18 protein-coding genes and 1 tRNA gene are annotated in these 21643 nt (G+C 70.3%); 8 read left to right on the top strand and 11 right to left on the bottom strand.

The genetic code is table 11. The annotated features are described in order from the left end of the window. Positions 1–20: 20 nt before the first annotated feature. Positions 21–1604, top strand: a complete 1584-nt coding sequence (locus K883_RS11260) for an HNH endonuclease signature motif containing protein (RefSeq protein ID WP_020821473.1) — start codon at positions 21–23, stop codon at positions 1602–1604. Between the two features lie 4 nt (positions 1605–1608). On the opposite strand, the gene K883_RS11255 is transcribed toward K883_RS11260, so the two are convergent. Together K883_RS11255 and K883_RS11250 are read right to left on the bottom strand one after the other, a co-directional pair. After that, positions 1609–2847, bottom strand: a complete 1239-nt coding sequence (locus tag K883_RS11255) for a PPE family protein (RefSeq protein ID WP_020821472.1) — start codon at positions 2845–2847, stop codon at positions 1609–1611. Between the two features lie 11 nt (positions 2848–2858). Beyond that, positions 2859–3158 carry a PE family protein gene (locus K883_RS11250; RefSeq protein WP_014381719.1) on the bottom strand — a complete coding sequence of 100 codons (300 nt, stop codon included), beginning with the start codon at positions 3156–3158 and terminating at the stop codon, positions 2859–2861. A 579-nt stretch (positions 3159–3737) separates the two neighbouring features. Here K883_RS11250 and K883_RS11240 point away from each other — a divergent pair. Further along, positions 3738–4481 (top strand): SIMPL domain-containing protein, encoded by a 744-nt coding sequence (locus K883_RS11240; RefSeq protein ID WP_020821470.1) that lies wholly within the window; start codon positions 3738–3740, stop codon positions 4479–4481. 116 nt (positions 4482–4597) lie between these two features. Here the strand turns inward: K883_RS11240 and hpt are convergent, their stop codons facing one another. Genes hpt through dacB form a run of 4 tightly spaced genes read right to left on the bottom strand, consistent with a single transcriptional unit; the run spans position 4598 to position 8650 of the window. Then, positions 4598–5209: a hypoxanthine phosphoribosyltransferase gene (gene hpt, locus K883_RS11235; protein WP_020821468.1), complete on the bottom strand. Its 612-nt coding sequence runs from the start codon at positions 5207–5209 to the stop codon at positions 4598–4600. A 50-nt stretch (positions 5210–5259) separates the two neighbouring features. Then, complete coding sequence (gene tilS / locus K883_RS11230) at positions 5260–6222, bottom strand: tRNA lysidine(34) synthetase TilS (RefSeq protein ID WP_020821467.1); 963 nt, start codon at positions 6220–6222, stop codon at positions 5260–5262. Beyond that, entirely contained in the window at positions 6201–7268 is a 1068-nt protein-coding gene (locus K883_RS11225; RefSeq protein WP_020821466.1) for a zinc-dependent metalloprotease, read from the bottom strand. Before K883_RS11225 ends, tilS begins: the two co-directional genes overlap by 22 nt. Then, positions 7265–8650: a D-alanyl-D-alanine carboxypeptidase/D-alanyl-D-alanine endopeptidase gene (gene dacB, locus K883_RS11220; protein ID WP_029384489.1), complete on the bottom strand. Its 1386-nt coding sequence runs from the start codon at positions 8648–8650 to the stop codon at positions 7265–7267. Before dacB ends, K883_RS11225 begins: the two co-directional genes overlap by 4 nt. Positions 8651–8765: 115 nt before the next feature. On the opposite strand from dacB, the gene K883_RS11215 reads away from it, so the two are divergent. Then, positions 8766–9254 carry an inorganic diphosphatase gene (locus tag K883_RS11215; RefSeq protein WP_008263447.1) on the top strand — a complete coding sequence of 163 codons (489 nt, stop codon included), beginning with the start codon at positions 8766–8768 and terminating at the stop codon, positions 9252–9254. 21 nt (positions 9255–9275) lie between these two features. On the opposite strand, the gene K883_RS11210 is transcribed toward K883_RS11215, so the two are convergent. Continuing rightward, a complete protein-coding gene (locus K883_RS11210) occupies positions 9276–10403 on the bottom strand; it encodes a DUF475 domain-containing protein (RefSeq protein WP_020821465.1) in 1128 nt (375 codons plus the stop codon). 124 nt (positions 10404–10527) lie between these two features. Here K883_RS11210 and K883_RS11205 point away from each other — a divergent pair, with 124 nt between their 5' ends. Genes K883_RS11205 through K883_RS11195 form a run of 3 tightly spaced genes read left to right on the top strand, consistent with a single transcriptional unit; the run spans position 10528 to position 12850 of the window. Further along, the gene (locus tag K883_RS11205) at positions 10528–11778 is read left to right on the top strand and encodes a hypothetical protein (RefSeq protein ID WP_020821464.1); all 1251 of its coding nucleotides are present in this window, start codon (positions 10528–10530) and stop codon (positions 11776–11778) included. 35 nt (positions 11779–11813) lie between these two features. After that, positions 11814–12512, top strand: a complete 699-nt coding sequence (locus tag K883_RS11200) for a glycosyltransferase family 2 protein (protein ID WP_009953617.1) — start codon at positions 11814–11816, stop codon at positions 12510–12512. Next, on the top strand, positions 12509–12850 hold the full coding sequence (locus K883_RS11195) for a DUF2304 domain-containing protein (RefSeq protein WP_009953616.1): 342 nt from the start codon (positions 12509–12511) through the stop codon (positions 12848–12850). Before K883_RS11200 ends, K883_RS11195 begins: the two co-directional genes overlap by 4 nt. Here K883_RS11195 and K883_RS11190 read toward each other — a convergent pair. Then, entirely contained in the window at positions 12847–13791 is a 945-nt protein-coding gene (locus K883_RS11190) for an NAD-dependent epimerase/dehydratase family protein (RefSeq protein ID WP_014710838.1), read from the bottom strand. The genes K883_RS11195 and K883_RS11190 overlap by 4 nt on opposite strands. Here K883_RS11190 and K883_RS11185 point away from each other — a divergent pair. Continuing rightward, entirely contained in the window at positions 13757–15574 is a 1818-nt protein-coding gene (locus tag K883_RS11185) for a hypothetical protein (protein ID WP_020821462.1), read from the top strand. The two genes, K883_RS11190 and K883_RS11185, sit on opposite strands and share 35 nt — an antisense overlap. A 12-nt stretch (positions 15575–15586) precedes the next feature. Here the strand turns inward: K883_RS11185 and K883_RS11180 are convergent. Beyond that, positions 15587–15662 (bottom strand) — tRNA-Thr (locus K883_RS11180). 56 nt (positions 15663–15718) lie between these two features. Next, positions 15719–16951, bottom strand: a complete 1233-nt coding sequence (locus K883_RS11175; RefSeq protein WP_085976472.1) for a DNA polymerase III subunit delta' — start codon at positions 16949–16951, stop codon at positions 15719–15721. 98 nt (positions 16952–17049) lie between these two features. On the opposite strand from K883_RS11175, the gene K883_RS11170 reads away from it, so the two are divergent. Next, a complete protein-coding gene (locus K883_RS11170; protein ID WP_085976420.1) occupies positions 17050–18711 on the top strand; it encodes an adenylate/guanylate cyclase domain-containing protein in 1662 nt (553 codons plus the stop codon). On the opposite strand, the gene topA is transcribed toward K883_RS11170, so the two are convergent. Continuing rightward, complete coding sequence (gene topA, locus K883_RS11165) at positions 18708–21521, bottom strand: type I DNA topoisomerase (RefSeq protein ID WP_014710835.1); 2814 nt, start codon at positions 21519–21521, stop codon at positions 18708–18710. The genes K883_RS11170 and topA overlap by 4 nt on opposite strands. Between the last annotated feature and the right edge of the window lie 122 nt (positions 21522–21643).

Genomic DNA, 21643 nt, shown 5'->3' with positions numbered 1-21643 from the left:
GCCCACCTATAATCGAACGCATGTTCGAAGTACCGTCGGATCCCGCCGCTCTGGTAGCGGTGATCGAGTCCACGCATCGGGAGGAGTCGATGCTGGTGGCGCGGCGGTTGGCGGCGGTGGCGGCGCTGCTGCGGCATCGGGTGGCCACTGCCGACGGGGCCGATCGGGAGTACGCCGAGATCGACGGTTTCGAGCAGACCGCCGCCGAGGTCGCCGCGGTGATGAACCTGTCTGCGATGGGTGCCAGTTTTCTGGTGTCGCACGCCGAGGCGCTCGATACCCGCCTGCCGCGGGTGGCGGCGCTGTTGGCCGAGGGGCGAACGGACTGGCGCACGGTGCGTTTGGTCATCACCCGCACCGATCTGGTCACCGACCCGAAGGTGATCGCCACGCTCGATGAGTCGTTGGCCGCCCGGATCGGGAATTGGCACGGTTGGTCGCGGCAGCGGATCGTCAACGCGGTTGATGCCGCGGTGCGGGTCGCCGATCCCGACGCCGCCCGGGAGCGTCGGGTGGCCGCCGAGGACGACCGTTACGTCGCCATCAGCGCCGCGGACAACGGGATGGCCGAGATCCGCGGTTCGGTGGCCGCCGCCGCCGCGACGGCCTTTGATCGCCGGCTGTCCCAACTCGCCAAGCAGGTGTGCCCGGCCGATCCACGGACGATGGATCAGCGCCGCGCCGACGCACTGTCGGCTCTGGCCGAGGGCCGCCGGTTGGGCTGTGCGTGCCGGCGGGCCGACTGCCCCACCCGGGCCGGCGAGCACACTCGCGAAAGTGAGCCGACCGGGACGCGGGTGGTCGTCAACGTGATGGCCGGCGAACAGACCGTCTACGCCGACGGCGCCGGGCCCGGCTATCTGGAGGGCTATGGGGTCATCGATGCCGAGCAGGTGCGCCGGTTGGCGGCCGCCGCGTCGGTGCTGGTGGCCAACCCGGTGACCAGTCCGGTCGAGGCCTTGCGCTATCAACCGCCGGCGGGGCTGGAGCGGTTCGTGCGCTGCCGCGATCTGACCTGCCGCTTCCCCGGATGCTCCCGCCCGGCGATGATCTGCGATATCGACCACACCGTTCCGTTCAACCATCAAGATCCGCGGGCGGGCGGGCGCACCGTCGCGGAGAACCTGAAATGCCTGTGCCGCCAGCATCATCGGCTCAAAACCTTCGGGGGCTGGCGCGACAAACAGTTGGCCGATGGAACCGTGATCTGGACCTCGCCGACCGGCAACACCTACCGGACCTCCCCCGTGGGTGCGGATCTGTTTCCGGCGGCGCGCGCCCCGGCCTGCGCCGCCCCCGAGCCGAGACGACGCGGCCGATCCCGGCAGCGCAGCGCGCGGATCACCCAGGCGCGCACCCACAATCGCGAGCAGCGCCCGATCAACGAGGCCCGCCGCCGCCTCGAACAGGACCGCAAAGACGAAATCGCGGCGCGCAAGTTCCGAAACCACATGCGCGACATGCTGTTCCTGTTCAAGGGGACACCGAGCACCAGCCCCTACTGCACCTGGGTCAACGACCCCCGAGAACCCGAAGAACTGCCCCCGGACTGGGAACCCGACCAATCCACCTTGCAGCCCCTGCCCGACGACCCACCCTTCTGACGAGTCACCCACCCGCGGGGGGCTGCGCGATGACAGTGGGCTTGAAACCGTATCGGGGAGTGACGAAGTGGGCCGCGACGCCGCGCCCCGCCCCAGCGGCGGGCACCATCGGAACCCCGCCCACCGCGTTCGTGGCACGTTCGACGGCCCCCGCGGTGGTGGCACCATTGAGCGCCACGGCGATCGGCGGCGCCGGGGCCGCACTCGCCCAGGCGGCGGGCACCGCCAATCCGCCGATCGATGCCGCCTTGCCGACGGCGCCGCCGATCGCGCCGATCGAGCCCAGTCCCGCACCCGAAACGGCGGGAAGGGCCGCTTCCGCGGCCTTGGCGACGCCCTCGGCGGCGGACTTCGCGGCGGGCATGAAGCCCTGCGCGAGACTTTGGATGTCCTTGAACGCCGTGGTGAACAACCGCGTCGGCGAAATCAAACGGATGAAGGCGTCGAAAGGCGTGCTGGCATCGAGGGTTTGAGACCCGGTCAGGCCCTCCAACAGATCCCCCAACGGGCCTCCCACGACAATGCCGTCGCCCTCGGGGTTCATGCCGATTCCACCGAGGGACAGCGTGGGATTGGCCGGCGACGGGGACGTGTTGGTCGGCCCGGCCAGCGCCGACAGGGTCTGGGGCACCGCGTCGAGCCCCTGCGCGCTGTCGCTCCCGCTCGCGCCGGCGGCCCGGGCCACCGCGGCGGCCTGACCGGCGACGCCGGCGGGGTCCGTGGTGGGCGCCGCCGGTTCGAACGCGGGCAAGGTCGACGCCGCCGCCGAAGCGCCGGCATATTCGTACATCGCGGCGGCGTCCTGGGCCCACATCTCGGCGTATTGCGCCTCGGTGGCCGCGATCGCCGGGGTGTTCTGCCCGAGGAAGTTCGTCGCCAGCAACTCCATCAGCAACGCCCGGTTCGCCGCGATCACCGGCGGCGGCACCGTTTCGGCGAATGCCGCCTCATAGGCACCCGCCGCTGCCACCGCTTGGTTCGCCGCCTGTTCGGCCTGTCCGGCCGTGGCGCTCAGCCACGCCACTTGCGGCACGGCCGCGGTGAGCATGGACGTCGCGGCGGGCCCCTGCCATGGGCCGCCCTCGATGCCCGCGATCACCGACCCGTAGGACGAAGCCGCGGAATGCAGGCCGGCGGCCAGGCCGCCCCATGCCGCCGCGGCGACCAGTAACGGCCCCGAACCTGGCCCCGAATAGATCAGCGCGGAATTGATCTCCGGCGGCAACTGCGCAAAGTCCAGCATCGTGTCCTCGCCTAACCGACCGCGGCGGCGTTGGCGAGTTCCGTGGCGGCATACGAACCGGCGCTGATGCCAAGCGTCGTCGCCAACTGCTCGCGAACCGCCGCCGCCTGCGCACTGATCTCCTGGAAGAGCTGTCCGTGTTGGGAAAACCGGGCGGCCGTCAGTATCGACACCGCATCGGCGGCGGCGGGGGCCACCGCCGTCGTCGCCACGGCGAGCGCCGAATTGTTCTCCTGCACTGCGGCATTGATGCCGTGCAGCTCACGCGAAGCCGCATCGAGAATTTCCGGCCGTGCCATCAGAAAAGACATGGTGAGTCCTCAAAACCCTTTCAATTAACCAGCTTTCAGCGACGATCACCGGCGCCGAGTCCGACGCTCGTCACGTTAGGCCGGTGACCTCGGATGATGACAGCCTTCGGGTCGCCTTTTCACGGCCGGTTGGACAACTATTCATTTAGCTGGTCGGATCCGCTGCGACTTTTGGATTCAGCATGAATATCGCGGTAATCCAATATGATTGGAGTTTCATATATGTTCCTATATGAGCGCGCCGCAGCGCCGATTTTGCTTTGCTCCGGGTACCGGTGAACCGGCGCCGGACGACCCGCTGACCCAATCCGGCCGCTGGCTATGCTGCCCAGGCACTGCCGGTCGGGTTCATGGCGGGTCCGGCGGCAACACGGCCGATATGGCTCAGCCTGGCCTGGAACTACCCCTGGTGGTGATCATCGTCGTGATCGTCGCCATGGTGCTGGTGTCAAACTGGCTCTCGCACATCACTATTCGCATCCACGAACCGGACTGGGCCGGGAATCGGGCCCCCGGCACCGACCACTTGACCGGAAATTCACAACACGGACCGTGGGGCCAGCGGCTAGGGTGCCAGGCATGCCGGTCGCAACCAACGCCTCGAACCTTGTCCGCCGATCGATCGCGGTGGCCGCGGCCGGCCTGACCGTCGCGGCGGCGTCGGCATGCGACGAGCCCAGCCCGTCGCACCCGGGCGCCAACCCCCGCCAGGTAACGGTGTTGGGAACCGGGCAAGTGCAAGGCGTCCCGGACACGCTGACCGCCGACGTCGGTATCGAATTCACCGCCCCCGACGTGACCACCGCGATGAACCAGACCAACGACCGTCAGCAGGCGGTCATCAACGCGCTGCTCGGCGCCGGCGTCGACCACAAGGACATCAGCACCACCGAAGTCACCCTGGCGCCGCAGTACAACAACCCTGGCCCCAGCGGCACGGCCGACATCACCGGGTACCGCGCCACCAACGCCGTCGCCGTCAAGATCCACCCGCCCGACGCCGCGTCGCGGTTGCTGGCCCTCGTCGTCGGCACGGGCGGCGACGCCACCCGGATCAGGTCGGTCCGCTATTCCATCGCCGACGATTCGCAGCTGGTCAAGGACGCCCGCGCGCGGGCGTTCAACGACGCCAAGGGCCGCGCCGAGCAGTACGCCCAGCTGTCCGGGCTCCGGCTGGGCCGGGTGCTGTCCATCTCGGAGGCCACCGGCAACCCCCCGCCGGTCGGGACGCCGACGCCGCGCGCCATGCCGTCGATGGTCCCGCTCGAGCCCGGCCAGCAGACCGTGAACTTCTCGGTCACCGCCGTGTGGGAACTGGACTGACCCGGCCGGATGGCGGCGACCCGCCGCGCCCGGCTTCGCCGCGCTCGCGATCGCCGCGAAGCCGGATGGCGGCGACCCGCCGCGCCCGGCTTCGCCGCGCTCGCGATCGCCGCGAGCTACTGCTGGTAGACCCTGGGGTCCAGGGTGCCGATGTAGGACAGGTCGCGGTAGCGCTCGTCGTAATCGAGGCCGTAGCCGACGACGAAGTCGTTCGGGATGTCGAAGCCCACGTAGGCGATGTCGACGTGGGCTCCCTTCGCGTCCGGCTTGCGCAGCAGCGTGCACACCCTCAGCGACCGCGGATGCCGCGTTTTGAGGTTGCGCAGCAGCCACGACAGGGTCAGGCCCGAGTCCACGACGTCCTCGACGATCAGGACATCGCGGCCCTGGATGTCGCGGTCCAGGTCCTTGAGGATGCGCACCACACCCGACGAGGACGTCGATGATCCGTATGAGCTGACGGCCATGAATTCGAACTGCGTCGGCACCGGGATCGCGCGGGCCAGGTCGGTGACGAAGATCACGGCGCCCTTGAGCACGGTGATCAACAGCAGGTCCTGGCCGGTCTCGCTCGCGGCGTCACGGTAGTGCTCCCCGATTTCGCGGCCGAGTTCGGCGATTCGCGCCTGAATCTGCTCCGCCGTCAGCAGGACAGACTTGATATCCCCGGGGTAGAGCTCCGCGGGCTGGGCGGGGGTGATCGCCGAGGAGATCTGGGCCACGCCCACAGAGTGCCACGCCGGCGGGCGGATAACCAACGGCGGCCCCGATATTGCGGTCAGCCGACCGGTTCGCGCCACAGCGTCAAAACGCCGTCGCGGCGGCCCGCGAACAACCGCTCGTCGGGCACGGACGACCCCACCGCCACGCCGCCCTGGCCGCGCCACGCGGTGACCAGGGTGTCGACCCCCCGAATCTGCTTGTCGGTCAGCCCCGTTGCGCCGCCCGCCAGCAGCCAGGCCCGGATCACGCGCCGCCGCACGGGCGCGTCCAGCGTCGCCAGCGCCGAGACCCGCAGCCCATCGCCCGCCTTGGCGCCGGGCAGCGCCCGGGCGGCCAGCGCGTCGATCAACTCGCTGTCCTCCCGCAGCGCGGTCGCGGTGCGGGCCAGCGCCTCGGCGACGCCCCCGCCGAGCACATCTTCGAGCAGCGGCAACACCTCGGCACGCAACCGGGTCCGGGTGAAGCGGGGGTCGCTGTTGTGCGGATCGCGCCACGGCGTCAGGCCCAGCTCCCGGCACGCGTCGTGCGTCACCGCGCGCCGGACCCCCAACAGCGGCCGGCACCACGGCGGGTCGTAGGGGCGCATCCCGGCGATCGAGCGCACGCCGGACCCCCGACCCAGCCCGAGCAGCACCGTCTCGGCCTGGTCGTCGAGCGTGTGACCCAGCAGCACCGGGCCGTCGTGGTAGGCGGCCAGCGCGGCATAGCGGGCCGCGCGCGCCGCGGCTTCGGGGCCACCCTCCGTGCCGACCTGCACCCGAACCACTTGCGCCGCAACACATCCCAGTGACACTGCTTGCTTCCGGGCGGCTTCGGCGACGTCGGCCGAGCCGGGTTGCAGGCCGTGGTCCACCACCACCGCGGTGGTGGGCCGCAGCTGGGCCGCCACCGCGGTCAGCGCCAACGAATCCGGGCCACCGGACAGGGCCACGCACCATTGGTCGACGGTGGCGAGGTGCGTCTTGACGAACGCCTCGACAACCGCGCGCAGCCGGCCTACAGCACCCTGTCGATCCATCGCTGGGGCTCTTCGATCTCGATGGGCAGCGGCAGCGTTTCGGGCCCCGTCCAGATGGCGTTGAATCGCGCCATGCCCACCTGGCCCACGACGTGGTCGACGAACGCCTTGCCGCGCGTGTATTGGCTGAGCTTGGCGTCGAGTCCCAGCAGTGCGCGCAGCAAGCGCTGCAGGGGCGGTTGCTTGCGGTGGCGGCGCTCGTCGAAGCGGCGGCGGATGGTGGCCACCGACGGCACGGCGATCGGCCCGACGGCATCCATCACGTGGTCGGCGTGGCCCTCCAGCAGCGTGCCCAGCACGAGCAGCTGATCCAGGGCGTGGCGCTGGGGCTCGGACTGCACCGCCCGCACCAGACCGAGGATGCCCGCCGAGTTGGCGTCGGAGGCCGGATTGCCGCGATTGCGGGCGTAGTCGGCGAGCCGGCTCACCACCTCGCCGAGGTCGTCACCGGCGTCGCGGGTCAGCAGGCCCAGCGCCTGCGACATGTAGTCGGGCAGCCACGGGTTGGCGGTGAACTGCACGCGATGGGTGACCTCGTGCAGGCACACCCACAGCCGGAAATCGGACGGCTCGATCCGAAGCTGCCGCTCGACGGCGATGACGTTCGGGTACACCAGCAGCAGGCAGCCGGCCCTCGCCCCGTTATCGGTGGCGAAGGGGTCGTATTGGCCGAGGATCCCCGACGAGACGTAGGCCAGGACGGCGCCGGTCTGCGCGCCGGTGACCCGGCCCGTGAGAAACCCGCGCGGCTTCTCCGCGCCGTTCATCATCACCCGCATCGACTCGGCCGCGGCGGCTACCCATTCCGGGCGGTCGACGATGCGCGCGGCGGGCACCTGGCCCGTGTCAAAGCCACCCGCGACCAGGCCGGTGACGTCACGGACCAGGGGTTCGGCTTTGGCGGCCGCGCCCACCAGTTCGTCGATCACCTGGCGCCGGGTGTAGTCGCTGGACGGCGGCCCGGGCCGGGCCAGCCGCCGGCCGACCGTGGCCGCGAATTGCCAGTCGACGGCGGTGCCCAGCGTCAGCTCCGACGCCGGCGTCATGAGCACCCGCAGAACCAGAGCCGGGTCGCCAGCGCGTCCATCACGTTGCGGCCGTTCGGTCCCGCGTCGTTGGAGATGAACGCGAAGGTGAGCACCCGGCCGCTGCGGTCGGTGAGCACCCCGGCCAGCGCGTTGATGTTGGTCAGGGAGCCGGTCTTGGCCCGCAGCCAGCCGGCGGGGCCCTGGCTGGTCGAGGCGTCGAGGAACCGGTCACCCAGCGTGCCGCTGCCGGCGGCGATCGGAAGCAGGTCCAGCAGCGCCCGCAGCGACGGCTGGTCGGGCCCGGCGGCGGCCTGCAGCACCCCGTCGAGCGTCTTGGCCGTGAGCCGGTCGTCGACCGAAAGCCCGCTGGAGTCCAGCAGCGCCGCGCCCGCGGTGTCGACGTGGGCGGTGCTCAACCGGTTGGTCACCGCGTCGGCCGCGCCGGCGAAGCTGCGCGGCCGGTTGATCGCGGCCGCCACCTCACGGGCGATGCATTCGGCCAGCACGTTGTCGGAGTGGTCCATCATCTCGGAGAGTCGCTGGACCAACGGCGCCGACTGCACGACGGCCAGCTGCCGCGCCCCGGACGGCGCCGTCGCGATCGTCACCGCGGCGGGATCGAGGTTCAGCGCCTTGGCCAGCTCGCGGCCGGCGTCCAGCGCCGGCGTCCGGGACCGCCGGGAGTTGACCGTGGTCGGCTGGATGCGCCCGGCGTCGATCATCACCGACTCGATCGGCGCGATGTCGCCGTTGTCGACGTCGGCGGGATCCCAGCCCTGCGCCATCGTCGGGCCGCTGAACGCCGAGGTGTCCACCTGCACCGCGGTCGGGGTCACCCCGCTGCGCCGGATCTGTTCGACGAGGTCGCTGATGCGGGCCGCGCCGCGGTACCAGGTGTCCTGCCCGGGCGGCGCCGCCGACAGCACCGGATCGCCGGCGCCCACCAGCACGACGGGGCCCTGGGCGTTCTGGCTGCCCGCGACCACCCGGGTGCTGATCCGGGCCTGGCGGTCCAATGTCAGCAGGGCGGCGGCGGCCGTCAGCACCTTGTTGGTCGACGCCGGCACCAGCGGCATGTCATCGGCCACCTGCCACAGCTCTTTTCCGGTGAGGGCGTCGGTGATCCGGCCGCCGAGCCTGCCCAGGTTGGGATCGCCCGCCACCGGTGCCAGCGCGGCGCCCACGCCGGGCCCGCTGGGTAACTCGGCGGTGTCGCTCACCGGGACCATGCCGGGCTTGACCGTGGGCGCGTGCGGAGGCGGGATCGGGGCGCGCGCGCTGCCCGCGCCGTGCCCGGTCGTGGTGAAAAACGTCGCCGCCACCACCACGGCAGCGACGAACGCCAGCACGCCCAACCCGATCAACACTGGGGTGGATTTTTGCCAGCGAGTACGGGCCATCACTCTCCTGACTGTCTGAACCCATTCTGCCGAATCGGCGCCGATGGGCTCGACTAGGGTGTAGCAGAGCAAAATTGGCCTGCCCATGCAGACACCCAGACAAGGAGCCGACGCGGTGGAATTCGACGTGACCATCGAGATCCTCAAGGGCCAGCGGAACAAATACGAGATCGACCACGAGACCGGACGGGTGCGTCTGGACCGCTACCTGTACACCGCGATGGGCTACCCGACCGACTACGGCTACATCGAGGACACCCTCGGCGAGGACGGTGACCCGCTGGACGCCATGGTGCTGCTGCCGCAGTCGGTGTTTCCCGGGGTGATCGTGGAGGCCCGCCCGGTGGGCATGTTTCGGATGACCGACGAAAAGGGCGGCGACGACAAGGTTTTGTGTGTGCCGGCCGGCGACCACCGCTGGGACCACATCCAGGACATCGGCGACGTGCCCGAGTTCGAGCTGGACGTGATCAAGCACTTCTTCGTGCACTACAAGGACCTGGAGCCGGGCAAGTTCGTCAAGGCGGCGGACTGGGTCGGCCGCGCGGAGGCCGAGGCGGAGATTCAGCGCTCGGTGGACCGGTTCAAGGCCGAGGGGCACTAGCTCGACGGTGGCGACCCGCCACTAGCCCGATGGTGGCGACCCGCTGCTCCCGGCTTCGCCGCGCTTGCGATCGCCACTAGCCCGCGATGGCGCCCTGCGCCGGTTGCGCAGCAGGCTCCAGCCCAGCGCCGCCCCGATGAAGACCACACCCACCGAGGCGGTGACCGCCTCGGGCACCTGCAAACCCGGATCGATGGATCCCAGCATGATCACGGCCAGCGCGCCGATCGCCCAGTGCGCGCCGTGTTCCAGGTAGACGTACCGGTCCAGGGTTTCCTGCTTGACCAGGTAGATGGTGATGGACCGCACGAACATCGAGCCGATCAAGCCGAGCCCGAGCGCGATGACGATCGGGTCCGAGGTGATCGCGAAGGCGCCGGTGACCCCGTCGAACGAGAACGCGGCGTCGAGCACCTCGAGATAGAGGAACAGGGTGAAACCCGCCCGCCCGACCGCCTCGCCGACCGTCATGCCCTCGACGTTGGCCGGCCGAAACGCGCGGCTCAACCCGTTGACCACCAGGTAGGTCACCAGGCCCAGCACCCCGGCGGTCAGCACCGTGGCGCGCTCGTCGGCGGAATGCGTCAACCGCGAGCCGACGAGCACCAGCGTGGCGCCGGCCACCACCACCGACACCTGGCCGAGTCGCCCGATACGGGCGAACGGAACCTCAATCCACTTGAGCCACTTGATATCTCGGTCGTGGAAGACGAAGTCCAGGAACAGCATCAACAGGAACATCCCACCGAAGGCCGCGATCTGCGGATGGGCGGACAGGATCATCTTCTCGTAGCTCGGCGAGCCGTCCGCGAACTCCAGCGCGCCGTTCGGCGGCGGATGCAGCGCCAGTTCCATCGCCCGCACGGGGCCGATCCCCGCGGTCGCCCACACGATGACCAACGGGAACAACAAACGCATCCCGAACACGGCGATGACGATCCCGACGGTCAAGAACATCTGCCGCCAGAACGGGCTCATCCGCTTCAGGATCGCGGCGTTGATGATGGCATTGTCGAACGACAGCGACACCTCGAGGACGGCCAACACCAGCAGCAGGAAGAGATCCTCGAGGCCACCGTGGGCATACCCCAGCACGAGGGCCACCACGGTGAGCAACAGCGAAACACCGAAGACGCGGTAGGCGGCCATGGGTCCTTTCCGACAGCGGCCCACATTAGCGAACCCGAGCGCCGCGCCGGGCGAGCGGTGCGGACACTTACTATTTTCAAATTGTGGCGATACATCGGCGCGGTCCGCTGAAAGCGCTGCCCCGATGACCGAAATCAGCGCCTCGCAGGGGCCGGTGGCGCGCGGCAGCATGGCCCGCGTCGGCACCGCCACCGCCGTGACCGCCCTGTGCGGCTACGGCGTGATCTACCTGGCGGCCCGCGACCTCGCGCCCAGTGGCTTCTCGGTGTTCGGCGTCTTCTGGGGGGCCTTCGGGTTGGTCAGCGGCGCCGCCTTCGGGCTGCTCCAAGAGACCACCCGCGAGGTCCGCGCCTGCGCCTACCTCGACGTCGCGCCGACCAAGCGCACCCACCCGCTGCGGGTCGGCGCGCTGCTCGGGGTGGCCGCGGCCGTCGTGATCGGGGGGACCGCGCCGCTGTGGAGCGGTCGGGTTTTCGTCGAGGAGCGCTGGTTGTCGGTGGCGCTGCTGTGCGCGGGGCTGGCCGGCTTCTGCGTGCACACCACGCTGCTGGGCATGTTGGCCGGCATCAACCAGTGGACCCAGTACGGGGCGCTGATGGTGACCGACGCGGTCATCCGCGTCGCGATCGCGGCGGCCACCGTGGTGCTGGGCTGGCATCTGACCGGCTTCCTGTGGGCGACGGTCGGCGGCGCGATCGCCTGGCTGATCCTGCTGGTGGCCTCGCCGGCCACCCGCGCGGCCGCGCGGCTGCTCACCCCGGGCGGCACCGCGACCTTCCTGCGGGGCGCCGCGCATTCGATCACCGCGGCCGGCGCCAGCGCCATCCTGGTGATGGGTTTTCCCGTGCTGCTGAAGCTCACCAGCGCCGAGCTCGGCGCCGAGGGCGGGGTGATCATCCTGGCCGTCACGTTGACCCGCGCGCCGCTGCTGGTGCCGCTGACGGCCATGCAGGGCAACCTGATTGCGCATTTCGTCGACGAGCGCAGCGACCGGGTGCGCGCGCTGATCGCCCCGGCCGGCATCGTCGCGGGCATCGGCGCGGTCGGGGTGCTGGCCGCGGGCGCCGTGGGCCCCTGGCTGTTGCGATTCGCCTTCGGGCCGCAGTACCACGCCAGCAGCGCCCTGCTGGCCTGGCTGACCGCGGCCGCGGTGGCGATCGCCATGCTGACGCTGACCGGCGCCGCCGCGGTGGCCGCCGCGCTGCACCGCGCCTACTCGGTGGGCTGGGTTGGCGCCACGGTCGCGTCGGGTTTGCTGCTGTTGCTGCCGCTGTCCCTGCAGACCCGCACCGTGGTCGGATTGCTGTGCGGGCCACTGGTGGGCATCGGAGTCCATCTGGTGGCGCTGTCGCGCGCCGGACGCGCAACGGGCTGATCTGGCCTGCACCAGCGTGTACCTTGTGGGCTTAGATGGGTACGGAAACGCAATATTCGGTCGTCTGGGTCGTCATTCCCGCCTTCAACGAAGCAGCTGTCATCGCCGAGGTGATAGCCGACGTGCGCTCGGTATTCGACCACGTCGTCTGCGTGGACGACGGCAGCGCCGACGGCACCGGTGAGATCGCCCGGCGCGCGGGCGCTCACCTGGTTCGCCATCCCATCAACCTCGGGCAGGGCGCGGCCATCCAGACCGGCGTCGAGTACGCCCGCAAGCAGCCCGGCGCCGAGGTTTTCGCCACGTTCGACGCCGACGGCCAGCATCGCGTCAAGGACCTCGCCGCCATGGTGGACCGGCTGCGCGTCGGGGACGTCGACGTGGTCATCGGGACCCGGTTCGGCACCCAGCAGGTCGCGCGGCCGCCGCTGCTGAAACGGATCGTGCTGCAGACGGCAGCGCGGTTGAGCCGGCGCGGTCGCCGGCTCGGGCTGACCGACACCAACAACGGCCTGCGGGTGTTCAACAAGAAGGTCGCCGACGGGCTGGACATCACGATGAGCGGCATGAGCCACGCCAACGAGTTCATCATGCTGATCGACGAAAACCATTGGCGCGTCGCCGAAGAACCGGTCGAGGTGCTCTACACCGAATACTCGAAGTCGAAGGGGCAGCCGCTGCTCAACGGCGTCAACATCATCTTCGACGGGTTCCTGCGAGGGAGGACACCATGAACTGGATCCAGGTGCTGCTGATCGGATCGATCGTCGCGCTGCTGGTCTATCTGCTGCGGTCGCGCCGCAACGCGCGGTCCCGGGCCTGGGTCAAGGTCGGCTATGTGGTGTTCGTGCTGGCCGGCATCTACGCCGTGCTGCGGCCCGACGACACCACCGTCGTGGCGCAGTGGTTCGGGGTGCGCCGCGGCACCGACCTGATGCTCTACGCGCTGGTCATGGCCTTCTGTTTCACCACGCTCAGCACCTACATGCGGTTCAAGGACTTGGAGCTGCGCTACGCGCGGCTGGCCCGGGCGATCGCGTTGGATTCCGCGCAGGCGCCCGAGGCTAGCTAGCCGGCGTGCGTCCGCCGGAAGTAATCCACCGTGCGGCGCACCCCCTCGGTCAGCTCGACCTTCGGTCGCCAACCCAAAACCTCTGCGGCCGAACCGATGTCGAGGCAGGATCGCTTGAGGTCACCGAGCCTGGGCGGCGCGAACTCCGGGTCGTCGGGCCCCCCGACGGCCGCGGCCACCGCCGTATGCAGTTGCCGGTCCGAGGTTTCGACGCCGGTGCCGATGTTGAAACGCTGCCCGCCGCCGGCGTCCCCGGACGCCTTGACGAACGCGTCCACCACGTCGTCGACGAAAACGTAGTCGCGAGTGTTGCCGCCGTCACCGAAAACCTTGGTGGACTTACCCGATAGCAGCGCCTGGGCGAAGATCGCCACCACGCCGGCCTCCCCGTGCGGGTCCTGGCGGGGGCCGTAGACGTTGGCCGGCGCGATGTGTGAGCAGTCCAGACCGTAGAGGTGGCGGAAGGTGTTCAGGTAGATCTCGCCGGCCACCTTCCCGGCGGCATACGGCGAAGCCGGATCGGTCGGCACCGTCTCGGGCGTCGGGTACCGCGGCGGGACGCCGTAGATCGAGCCGCCCGAGGAGGTGTGCACGACCTTGCGCACCCCGGCCCGGCGCGCGGCCTCGGCCAGGCGCACCGTGCCGATCACGTTGACCGAGGCGTCGAACTGCGGGTCGGCCACCGAGTGCCGCACGTCGATCTGGGCGGCGAGGTGAAACACCACCTCCGGGCGGTGCTCGTCGAGGATGGCCTCCAGGTCCGCGGTCACGATGTCGGCCTCGACGAAGACGTGTGCCGGGTTGTCGGCCAGGTGCTCGAGGTTGCTCGCGCGGCCGGACGCGAAGTTGTCCAGCCCCACGACCGTGTGGCCGTCGGCCAACAGGCGGTCGACTAGCGTCGAGCCGATGAATCCGGCTGCCCCGGTAACCAGTGCACGCACCGGCCCACCATACATAGCGGCGGCGGCCGCGGCGCTCATCGCGGTGCAGCTGGCGGTCCGCGCGGCGCTGGCGTTCGGGGGCTATTTCTATTGGGACGACCTGATTCTGATCGGCAAGGCCGGCACGCATAACCTGCTCGCGCCGTCGTACCTGTTCCACGATCACGACGGCCACGTCATGCCGGCGGCATTCCTGCTCGCGGGCACCATCATCCGGCTGGCGCCGCTGGACTGGACGTGGCCGGCGGTCAGCCTGGTGGTGCTGCAGCTGCTGGCGTCGCTGGCGTTGCTGCGCGCGCTGCACGTCATCTTGGGCTGGCGGCCGGTGTTGCTGATCCCGTTGACGTTCGCGTTGTTCACCCCGCTCGCCGTGCCCGGGTTCGCCTGGTGGGCGGCGGCGCTGAACTCGCTGCCGATGCTGGCGGCGCTGGCCTGGGTGTGCGCCGACGCCGTCCTGCTGGTGCGCACCGGCAACCGGCGCTACGCGGTGACCGGGGTGCTGGTCTACTTCGGCGGGCTGCTGTTCTTCGAGAAGGCCGCGGTGATCCCGTTCGTCGCGTTCGCGGTCGCCGCGCTGCTGCGCCACGTGACCGGTGACGGGGGGCTGGGATCGGCGCTCGCGGCGGTGTGGCGGGCCGGCGCGCGGTTGTGGGTCGCGGCGCTGGCGCTCACCGCGGCCTGGGTGGTGCTCTATCTGGCCGTGGTCAATCAGCGGCGGTGGAGTTCCGACCTGTCAATGACGGGGCGGCTGCTGGCGCGATCGATCACGCACGGCATCGTGCCGGGGCTGGCCGGCGGCCCCTGGCACTGGGACCGGTGGGCGCCGGCCTCGCCCTGGGCCACGCCCCCGCCGTCGGTGATGGCGCTGGGCTGGCTGGTGCTGGGCGGCGCGCTGGCGGTGTCGCTGGCGCGCAAGCGGCGCATCGGGCCGGTGTGGCTGACCGCCGCGGGCTACGCCGTGGCCTGCCAGGTGCCGATCTATCTGATGCGCTCGTCGAAGCAGACCGCGCTGGAACTCGCCCAGACGCTGCGGTATTTCCCGGATCTAGTCGTCATGCTGGCGCTGCTGGCCGCCGTCGCGCTGTGCGCCCCGAACCGCCCGGCCGGCCCGGGCTGGCTCGACGCGTCGCCGAAACGCGCCGTGGTAACCGCGGGTTTTGCGGTGTTGTTCGCGGTCAGCAGCCTGTACTCGACGGCCACGTTCTTGACCAGCTGGCGCGACAACCCGGCCCAGCCCTATCTGCGCAACGCCCAGGCGTCGCTGGCCGCGGCCCATGCCGCCTCGGACGCGCCGCTGCTGGACTCCGAGGTCGATCCGCTGGTGCTGCAACGGGTGGCCGCACCGGAGAATCTGGCCAGCCACATGTTCGCCCTGCTGCGCGACAGGCCCGAATTCGCGCCGGCGACAACGCAATTGCGCATGCTGGATAGCTCCGGCCGTCTGGTCAAGGCGCGGGTGACCTGGGTCCGTACCATCGCGCCGGGGCCGATGCCGCGATGCGGCTATTTCGCGCAACCGGACAAACCCGCGCGCCTGGCCCTCGACGGGCCGCTGTTGCCCGCCGACTGGACCGTCGAGCTGAACTACCTGGCCAACAGCGACGGGTCGATGACGCTGTCGATGACGCAGGGGCCCGAGGTCAAAGTGCCGGTGCATCCCGGGCTCAACCGGGTCTTCGCGCGCCTGCCGGGCGCCGGGGACGCGATCACCGTGCGGGCCAACACCGCCGCGCTGGCGTTGTGCATCGCGTCGGGCCCGGTGGGTTTTCTGGCCCCGGCCTGACCCGGGAAGAAATGGAGCCGCCTAGGAGAATCGAACTCCTGACCTATTCATTACGAGTGAATCGCTCTACCGACTGAGCTAAGGCGGCTGGTGCCCACACGCCGGGCGGCACGAGTCTACGGCAGGCGGGCGGGCACCACGAAATCAGTCGCGCGGTTCCTGGGCGCGCAGTTGCTGGCCGATCGTGGCGACCATGGCGTCGACGGCGAACTTCGGCTTGACGTTGATCGCCAGCGCCTCCCGGCACTCGAGGACCGCCTCGATGCAGCGCAGCAGCCGGTCGGGCGGGGCATGCGCGGCCAGCGCCGCGACCTTCTCGGCCATGTCCGGATGGTTGGCCCGCACCGCCCCGCCGTTCGCGGCGGCCAGGAGCGCATCCCGGAAATAGGTCGCCAGGTCGATCAGCGCCCGGTCCAGCGCGTCGCGCGAGGCCCGCGTCTGGCGCGACTTCTGCCGCCGCTCAAGGTCTTTGATCGCCCCGGCCGCGCCGCGCATCGCGCCCGCGGTGCCCTTGCCGGTGCCGCCGGCGCCGAGGGCCGTGCGCAGCTCCTCGGTCTCGGCCTCGGCGCGGTCCGCGGTCAGCACCACCGCCTCGGCCTCGGCCGCGGCCACCAACTCCTCGGCGGCGGCGTAGGCCCGCGACGGGGTCGCGGCGTCGCGCACCAGTCCCAGCGCCCGCTCCCGGCGCGCGCGGGCCTCCGGGTCGGTGGCCAGCCGGCGCGCCCGGCCCACGTGGCCGCCGCTGACCGACGCCGCCCAGTCCGCGGTTTCGGGACTCAGGCCGTCGCTGTCCACCAGCACGCGGGCGATCGCCTCGGTCGACGGTGTCACCAGCGCCACGTGCCGGCACCGCGACCGCAGCGTGATGGCGATGTCCTCGGGATCCACCGACGGCGCGCACAGCAGGAACACCGTCGACGGCGGCGGCTCCTCGACGACCTTCAGCAGCGCGTTGGCGGCGCCCTCGGTCAACCGGTCGGCGTCTTCGATCACCACGATCTGGCGATGCCCGGTGGCCGGGCGCCGCGACGCGATCTGCACGATCGCGCGCATCTCGTCGACGCCGATGGACAGGCCCTCGGGGATCACCCGGCGCACGTCGGCGTGCGTGCCGGCCATGGTCGTCGTGCACGCGTGGCAGCGCCCGCAGCCCGGGCCCCCGTCTTCGACGGTGGCGGTGCACTGCAGCGCGGCCGCGAAGCACAGCGCGGCCACCGAGCGCCCCGAGCCCGGCGGACCGGTGATCAGCCAGGCATGTGTCATAGTCCCGGCGCCCGCCTCGCTGTGGGCTGGGTCACCGCGGGAGGCTCTGGCGGCGGCGAGCAGCTCGGCCGTCACCGCGTCTTGGCCTACCAGCCGCGCAAACACCCCGGACATCATCGGTAACAGTAGACAGCGAGGCCGACAGATACCGATCGGCTACCGTACCGCGACCATTCCGTGATCTCTGCGGTCGTCGGGGCCCCCCGCGCGACCTGCCGAGATCGTTATTAAGTTTCCGGGACGTCGCCGCCGCCCGATACGGTGGGTTGGTGACTACGGCGGCGGCACTACCGGGGCGGATCAGCGCATTCGTCCGGTGGGTGGTGCGCACCCCGTGGCCGCTGTTCGCGCTGAGCATGTTGCAGGCCGACATCATCGGCGCGCTGTTCGTGCTCGGCTTCCTGCGCTACGGGTTGCCGCCGCAGGATCGCATCGAATTGCAGGACCTGCCGACGCTCAACCTGGCGATCTTCTCGAGCTCGTTGGTCGTCCTGTTCCTCGTCGGCGTCGTGGTCAACCTCAAGCTGCTGATGCCGGTCTTCCGCTGGCAGCGCCGCGACAACATGCTCGCGGAGACCGATCCGGTCGCCACCGAACTCGCCCGCAGCCGCGCGCTGCGCATGCCGTACTACCGCACCCTGAGCACGGTCGCGTACTGGTGCATCGGCGGCGTGGTGTTCATCGTGGCCAGCTGGTCGGTGGCCAAGTTCGCGGCGCCGGTCGTCTCGGTCGCGACCGCGCTGGGCGCCGCCGCCACGGCGATCATCGGCTACCTGCAATCCGAACGGGTGTTGCGGCCGGTGGCGGTCGCCGCCCTGCGCAGTGGGGTGCCGGAGAACGTCAAGGCGCCCGGCGTCATCCTGCGCCAGATCCTGACCTGGATGCTGTCCACGGCGGTGCCGCTGATGGCGATCGTGCTGGCCGTGGTGGCGGACAAGGCCTCGCTGCTGCACGCCGCGCCGGAGAGCCTGTTCAACCCCATCCTGTTGCTGGCGCTGACCGCGCTGGGCGTCGGGCTGATCAGCACCCTGCTGGTGGCCATGTCGATCGCCGACCCGCTGCGCCAGCTGCGCTGGGCGTTGAGCGAGGTGCAGCGCGGAAACTACAACGCGCACATGCAGATCTACGACGCCAGCGAGCTCGGCCTGCTGCAGGCGGGCTTCAACGACATGGTGCGCGACCTGTCCGAGCGGCAGCGGCTGCGCGACCTGTTCGGCCGCTACGTCGGGGAGGACGTCGCCCGCCGCGCGCTGGAGCGTGGCACCGAGCTGGGCGGGCAGGAGCGCGACGTCGCGGTGCTGTTCGTGGACCTGGTCGGCTCCACCCAGCTGGCCTCGACCCGCCCGCCCGCCGAGGTGGTCCACCTGCTCAACGAGTTCTTCCGGGTAGTGGTGGAAACCGTTGGCCGCCACGGCGGTTTCGTCAACAAGTTCCAGGGCGACGCCGCGCTGGCCATCTTCGGCGCGCCGATCGAGCACCCCGACTCACCGGGCGGGGCGCTGGCCGCCGCCCGGGAATTGCACGACGAGCTGCTCCCGGTGATCGGTTCGGCGGAGTTCGGCATCGGGGTGTCGTCCGGGCGGGCCATCGCCGGCCACATCGGCGCGCAGGCCCGCTTCGAGTACACCGTGATCGGCGACCCGGTCAACGAGGCCGCCCGGCTGACCGAGCTGGCCAAGCTCGAGCCCGGCCACGTGCTCGCGTCGGCGATCGCCGTCAGCGGCGCGCTGGATGCCGAGGCCCTGTGCTGGGATGTCGGCGAGGTGGTCGAGCTGCGCGGCCGCAGGGCGCCCACCCAGCTGGCCCGGCCGGTGAAGCTGGCCGCCCCGGAAGAGGTTGCGCCGCAAGAGGTTTCCAGCGACGCGCGCGGCTAGCTGCGCTTGGCGGTCTTCTTGGCAGCCGACTTCTTGGCCGGTGACTTGCGGGCGGCCTTCTTGGCGGGACGCTTCGCCGGGCCGCGGGCCCGGCGGTCGGCCAGCAGGTCGGCGGCCCGCTCGTCGGTGATCGACAGCACGTCGTCGCCCTTGCGCAGGCTCGCGTTGGTCTCGCCGTCGGTGACGTACGGCCCGAACCGGCCGTCCTTGATCACCATCGGCTTGCCGGTCGCGGGGTCGGCGCCCAGCTCACGCAGCGGCGGCGCGGCGGCGCCCTGGCGGCCGCGGCGTTTGGGCTCGGCGTAGATCTTCAACGCTTCCTCGAGGGTGATGTCGAACATCTGCTCCTCGGTGGCCAGCGAGCGAGAATCGGTGCCGCGCTTCAGGTATGGGCCGTAGCGGCCGTTCTGCGCGGTGATCTCCTCGCCGGATTCGGGGTCGACACCGACCACCCGGGGCAGCGACAGCAGCCGCAGCGCGTCCTCGAGCGTGACCGTCTGCAAATCCATGGTGCGCAGCAGCGACCCGGTGCGGGGTTTGGGACCGGTGGGCTTCTTGCCCTTCTTCGCGGGTGCGGCGCCGCCGTCGTCGTCGCCGGGTGGCGGCTCCGGCAGGACCTCGGCCACGTACGGGCCGTATCTGCCGTCCTTGGCGACGATTTCGTGGCCCGTCGCCGGGTCCACGCCCAGCACCCGTCCCTCCTGCGGCGTGGCGAACAGCTGCTCGGCCAGCTCGAGGGTCAATTCGTCGGGGGTCAGCGAGTCGTTGAGGTTGGCCCGCTGCGGCGTGCGCTCGCCGTCGTCGCCGGTCACCATGCGCTCCAGGTACGGCCCGTTCTTGCCCACCCGGACGTAGACGGGACGGCCCTGCTCGTCGTCAAAGAGCTTGATGGAGTTGACTTCTCGGGCGTCGATGCCTTCCAAGTTGACGCCGACGAGCTTCTTCAGGCCGCCGGACCGGGCCACCGAATCGGCCACCCCGTGCTCGCCGCCGAAGTAGAAGTTGTTGAGCCAGTCGGTGCGCCGCTCCTGGCCCGAGGCGATCGCGTCGAGCTCGTCCTCCATCGCGGCGGTGAAGTCGTAGTCGACCAGCCGGCCGAAATGCTGCTCCAGCAAACCGGTTACGGCGAACGCGACCCAGGAGGGCACCAGGGCGCTGCCCTTCTTGTGCACGTAGCCACGGTCCTGGATGGTCTTGATGATGGACGAATACGTCGACGGGCGGCCGATGCCCAGTTCCTCGAGCGCCTTGACCAACGACGCCTCGGTATAGCGGGCCGGCGGGTTGGTGGCGTGGCCGTCGGGCGTGAGTTCGATGGCGTCCAGCCGCTGGCCCTGGGTGAGCTGCGGCAGCCGGCTCTCGGCGTCGTCGGCCTCGCCGCCAGCCAACTCGTCCACCGTCTCCACGTAGGCCTTCAGGAAGCCGGGGAACGTGATGGTCCGACCGCTGGCGGAGAACACCACTTGACGCTCGCCGGAGCGGCCCCCGATCCGCAGGCTCAGCGTGGTGCCGCGCGCGTCGGCCATCTGCGAGGCCACCGTGCGTTGCCAGATCAGCTCGTAGAGCCGGAATTCGTCGCCGTCGAGTTCGCGTCGCACCGCGTCCGGGGTGGCGAACGTCTCGCCGGCGGGCCGGATCGCCTCGTGCGCCTCCTGGGCGTTCTTCACCTTGCGGGTGTACTGGCGTGGGGACGGCGAGACGTACTCCTCGCCGTAGAGCTGACGCGCCTGGTTGCGGGCGGCGTTGATCGCCGACTGCGACAACGTGGTCGAGTCGGTACGCATATAGGTGATGTAGCCGTTTTCGTAGAGCCGCTGGGCGATGCTCATGGTGCGCTCGGAGGAGAACCGCAGCTTGCGGCCGGCCTCCTGCTGCAGCGTCGACGTCATGAACGGCGCGTACGGCCGGCGCGTGTAGGGCTTCTCCTCGACCGAGGCGACGGACAGCTGGGCGCCGCGCAGCCCGGCGGCCAACTCGGTCGCGCTTGCTTCGTCGAGGATGGTGACCTCGTCGGCCTTGCGCAGCTGTCCCAGCGAGTCGAAGTCGCGTCCGGTGGCGACGCGCAGGCCGTCGACATTGGTCAGCCGGGCGGAGAAGGTGGGCGGCGACGCCTGCGGGTCGGACACGCTGGCGTCGAGCTGGGCCACGATGTCCCAGTAGGACGCGCTGCGAAACGCCATGCGGTCGCGCTCGCGCTGCACGATGATCCGGGTGGCCACCGACTGGACCCGGCCCGCCGACAGCTTGGGCGCGACCTTCTTCCACAGCACCGGGCTGACCTCGTAGCCGTACAGGCGGTCCAGGATGCGGCGGGTCTCCTGCGCGTCGACGAGATCGATGTCGAGGTCGCGGGGGTTTTCGGCGGCCTCCAGGATCGCCGGCTCGGTGATCTCGTGGAACACCATCCGCTTGACCGGGATGTTGGGCTTGAGGGTCTCCAGCAGGTGCCAGGCGATGGCTTCGCCCTCGCGGTCGCCATCCGTGGCGAGATAGAGCTCGTCGACGTCCTTGAGCAGGCCCTTGAGCTCGGTGACGGTGCTCTTCTTCTCCGGGCTGATGATGTAGAGCGGTTCGAAGTCGTGATCGACGTTCACGCCCAGCCTGGCCCACGGCTCCGACTTGTACTTGGCGGGCACGTCGGCGGCGGCCCGGGGCAGGTCGCGGATGTGGCCGCGCGACGACTCGACGATGTAGCTGGAGCCCAGGTACCCGGCCAGTTTGCGCGCCTTAGTGGGCGACTCGACAATCACGAGTCGCCGGCGGCTTCCGTTGCCGCCGCCGGCGCTGTCCTTCAGTTTCGGGTCAGCCAACTGCCCTTACGCTCCATCCCTGATTGGTCCCCCCTGCGAGACCACCTGCAGGAAGAATGACAGGTCGGCTTCGAAAATTCCGGTGAAATTCAGGTACGCGACCGTTCCTTCGCCCTGCGGCA

It is taken from the genome of Mycobacterium sp. TKK-01-0059, assembly GCF_000709305.1.
Lineage (GTDB): Bacteria > Actinomycetota > Actinomycetes > Mycobacteriales > Mycobacteriaceae > Mycobacterium > Mycobacterium intracellulare.
Note: the sequence above shows the minus strand (reverse complement) of the source record. Positions and strands in the feature narration are given on the sequence as shown.